Source organism: Thalassospira sp. UBA1131 (genome assembly GCF_002311515.1).
In the GTDB taxonomy this organism is placed as follows: domain Bacteria; phylum Pseudomonadota; class Alphaproteobacteria; order Rhodospirillales; family Thalassospiraceae; genus Thalassospira.
Genome location: NZ_DCAO01000074.1, coordinates 1 through 3242, shown reverse-complemented (window position 1 = coordinate 3242; position 3242 = coordinate 1). Strand labels below are relative to the sequence as shown.

Below are 3242 nucleotides of genomic sequence, written 5' to 3'. Positions count from 1 at the left end.
TCTGCACCGCAGTTGCCGCTGATTTATCTCAGCCCGCGGGGAAAAGTGCTGAACCAGAAACGCTGCCGCGAATTGGCAGCAGGCCCGGGTGCCATCCTGCTTTGCGGTCGTTACGAAGGTATCGACCAACGGGTTCTGGATGAACACGAGGCCGAGGAAATCAGCATCGGTGATTACATCCTCATGGGCGGCGAACTGCCGGCCATGGTCCTGATTGAATCGTGCATTCGCCTCATCGAGGGAACGGTCAACAAAACCGAGTCTGTCGACGAGGAAAGCTTTGAAACCGGGTTGCTTGAATATCCGCATTACACGCGCCCGGCCAACTGGAACGGGCGTGAAGTGCCGGAGATCTTGCTTTCCGGACATCATGCCAAGGTACAAGCCTGGCGGCATGCTCAGGCAGAAGAAATTACCCGCGCGCGACGCCCGGACCTTTGGGACCGGTACGTGGCAAACGGGAACATCAAAGAGGGTTAAACCATGACCAACATCATCCAGCAGCTCGAGAAAGAGCAGCTCGACAAAATCGTTGCGCAGCGCGAAGTTCCGGAATTCGATGCAGGTGATACCGTCCGTGTACACCTGAAAGTCGTTGAAGGTACCCGTGAGCGTATCCAGCAGTTCGAAGGCGTATGCATTGCGCGTAAGAACCGCGGCCTGAACTCTTCCTTCACCGTGCGTAAAATCGCATCGGGCGAAGGCGTTGAGCGTATCTTCCAGTCTTACTCCCCGGCCATCGACAAAATCGAAGTCGTTCGCCGCGGTGACGTACGTCGCGCGAAACTCTACTACCTTCGTGGCCGTACCGGTAAATCTGCACGTATCGCCGAGCAGACCACCGGCCACAAAGGCAAACTGACCGCCGAAGAACGCAAGAAGAAGTAATTCTTCGCTGTTTTCAGCATCAGAACAAAGACGGGCTCACCTTCGGGTGGGCCCGTTTTCGTTTCCGGCCCCTGGTCAGGGCGAGACCAGAAGCCACTCAATGCACTCATTGGTTGCATTATAGCGAATCGCCGGATTTGACCTCAAAGAATGCAGTCCCGCAGAAATCCGACGATAAATTTATCAGCTTTCATTATATCAGATATCCCTTACCTATATCGTTAAACGCTGATTTGGCTACTCTGGGATGCTGTAAAATGGCACACTCTATTTAAAAGTGTACATCATCCAAAAACACGCGCCCGATACCTTGCGATTTGGAAGGCGGCGTGTATAAAGGCACTCCCGCGGCAAAAACGAACAAACCCGCGTGGTTCTGGATAATAAAATTTCGCAAACCGGATAAAGCCGGTTGCGCCGGAGAAACGCCAAGCCCCACCCGCCGTCAAAAGCAGGTACTGCCGCGATCTTCGTCCCATTCAGAACCGCACCCGGCGGCTTGATCGTTGCTGCTCAAAAGATCGATGTATTATGAGGAGGTCGAGATGGGTCAACCTAAAACCCTTTTTGACAAGATTTGGGAAAGCCATGTGGTCGACACGCAGGATGATGGTACCTGCCTGCTTTATATTGACCGTCATCTCGTCCACGAAGTGACCAGCCCGCAGGCCTTCGAAGGTCTCCGCAATTCGGGCCGCAAAGTGCGCCATCCGGAATTGACGCTCGCCGTGCCGGATCACAACGTTCCGACCTCTGACCGCTCCGAAGGCATCAAGGAAGAAGACAGCCGCATTCAGGTTGAAACCCTTGATCAGAACGCCAAGGATACCGGCATTCACTATTTCCCGATGAACGATCTCCGTCAGGGCATCGTGCACATCGTCGGCCCGGAAGAAGGCTTTACCCTTCCTGGCGTGACCATGGTTTGCGGTGACAGCCACACCTCGACCCACGGCGCATTCGGTGCGCTGGCTTTTGGTATCGGCACGTCAGAAGTTGAACACGTTCTGGCCACCCAGACGCTGGTTCAGAAACCGGCCAAGAACATGCTGGTCAAGGTCGAAGGCGATCTTCATCCGGGTGTGACCGCCAAGGACATCACCCTGGCGATCATCGGTCGTATCGGCACTGCTGGCGGTACCGGTTATGTCATCGAATATGCCGGCTCGGCCATCCGTTCGCTGTCGGTTGAAGGCCGCATGACGGTCTGCAACATGTCGATCGAAGGCGGCGCACGCGCTGGCCTGATCGCCCCGGACGAGAAAACCTTTGAATATATCAAGGGCCGCCCGATGGCCCCGAAAGGCGCCGCGTTCGAGCAGGCTGTTGAATACTGGAAGACCCTGCCGTCTGACGAAGGCGCACATTACGACAAGATTGTCGAAATCGATGCCGCCGAAATCGTCCCGCAGGTTACCTGGGGCACCAGCCCGGAAGACGTCGTTCCGGTTACCGGCACCGTTCCGTTCCCGTCTGACGGCAAGGATGCCGGCAAGCAAAAGGCCATTGCCCGTTCGCTGGAATATATGGGTCTGACAGCAGGCACCCCGATCGAGGAAATCAAGATCGACCGCGTCTTTATCGGTTCTTGCACCAACGGTCGTATCGAAGACCTGCGTGCTGTTGCCGAAGTCGCCAAGGGCCGCAAGGTTGCCGAAACCGTCAATGCCATGATCGTTCCAGGCTCCGGCCTTGTGAAAGAACAGGCAGAGGCAGAAGGCCTGCATGAGATCTTCATCGAAGCAGGCTTTGACTGGCGCGAGCCAGGCTGCTCGATGTGTCTGGCGATGAACCCGGACCGTCTGGCCCCGGGCGAGCGTTGCGCTTCGACCTCGAACCGTAACTTCGAAGGCCGTCAGGGCCGTGGTGGTCGTACCCACCTCGTCAGCCCGGCGATGGCAGCTGCGGCTGCGATCACCGGTCATCTGACCGACATTCGCAAACTCGGTTAAGGAAGGTTCCCCATGGCCGATCACACATTAATCAATTTCCGCGAAAGTGCCCCTCGTCTGGGCCGCGCACCGGTGCTTGAGCACCTCCTGCCGCAACTGACCGGCATCAACCTGCCGGACTTCGTTGCGCAGGAACTCGACGCGACCGAAGAATTGATCGAAGCACTCGGTCTGGCCTGGGAAACTGGAAGCAAGGGATAAGATAATGGAAAAATTCACCAAGCTCACCGGTGTTGCAGCACCGCTGCCGATGATCAATGTCGATACCGACATGATCATTCCCAAACAGTTCCTCAAAACCATCAAACGTTCGGGCCTTGGCAAGAACCTGTTTGATGAAATGCGTTACGACGACAACGGTAACGAAATTCCGGATTTCGTTCTGAACAAACCGGCCTATCG

General features: G+C 55.9%; 4 protein-coding genes and 1 pseudogene. All 5 read left to right on the top strand.

Annotated elements, in window-relative coordinates:
- Positions 1-480 (top strand): tRNA (guanine(37)-N(1))-methyltransferase (gene trmD / locus B3Z49_RS11795; RefSeq protein WP_296991023.1); only part of this gene is annotated, 480 nt, incomplete at its 5' end.
- Between the two features lie 3 nt (positions 481-483).
- Positions 484-888 carry a 50S ribosomal protein L19 gene (gene rplS, locus B3Z49_RS11790; protein WP_008889812.1) on the top strand — a complete coding sequence of 135 codons (405 nt, stop codon included), beginning with the start codon at positions 484-486 and terminating at the stop codon, positions 886-888.
- A 545-nt stretch (positions 889-1433) separates the two neighbouring features.
- Positions 1434-2840: a 3-isopropylmalate dehydratase large subunit gene (gene leuC, locus B3Z49_RS11785; protein WP_008889811.1), complete on the top strand. Its 1407-nt coding sequence runs from the start codon at positions 1434-1436 to the stop codon at positions 2838-2840.
- A gap of 12 nt (positions 2841-2852) precedes the next feature.
- A complete protein-coding gene (locus tag B3Z49_RS11780) occupies positions 2853-3041 on the top strand; it encodes a hypothetical protein (protein WP_008889810.1) in 189 nt (62 codons plus the stop codon).
- A 4-nt stretch (positions 3042-3045) separates the two neighbouring features.
- Positions 3046-3242, top strand: a pseudogene (locus tag B3Z49_RS11775) (3-isopropylmalate dehydratase small subunit); the annotation flags it as partial.

Bases quoted from the DNA above. Each gene is read 5' to 3' on its own strand.
- rplS (WP_008889812.1), top strand. From the start codon at position 484: ATGACCAACATCATCCAGCAGCTCGAGAAAGAGCAGCTCGACAAAATC.
- leuC (WP_008889811.1), top strand. From the start codon at position 1,434: ATGGGTCAACCTAAAACCCTTTTTGACAAGATTTGGGAAAGCCATGTG.
- B3Z49_RS11780 (WP_008889810.1), top strand. From the start codon at position 2,853: ATGGCCGATCACACATTAATCAATTTCCGCGAAAGTGCCCCTCGTCTG.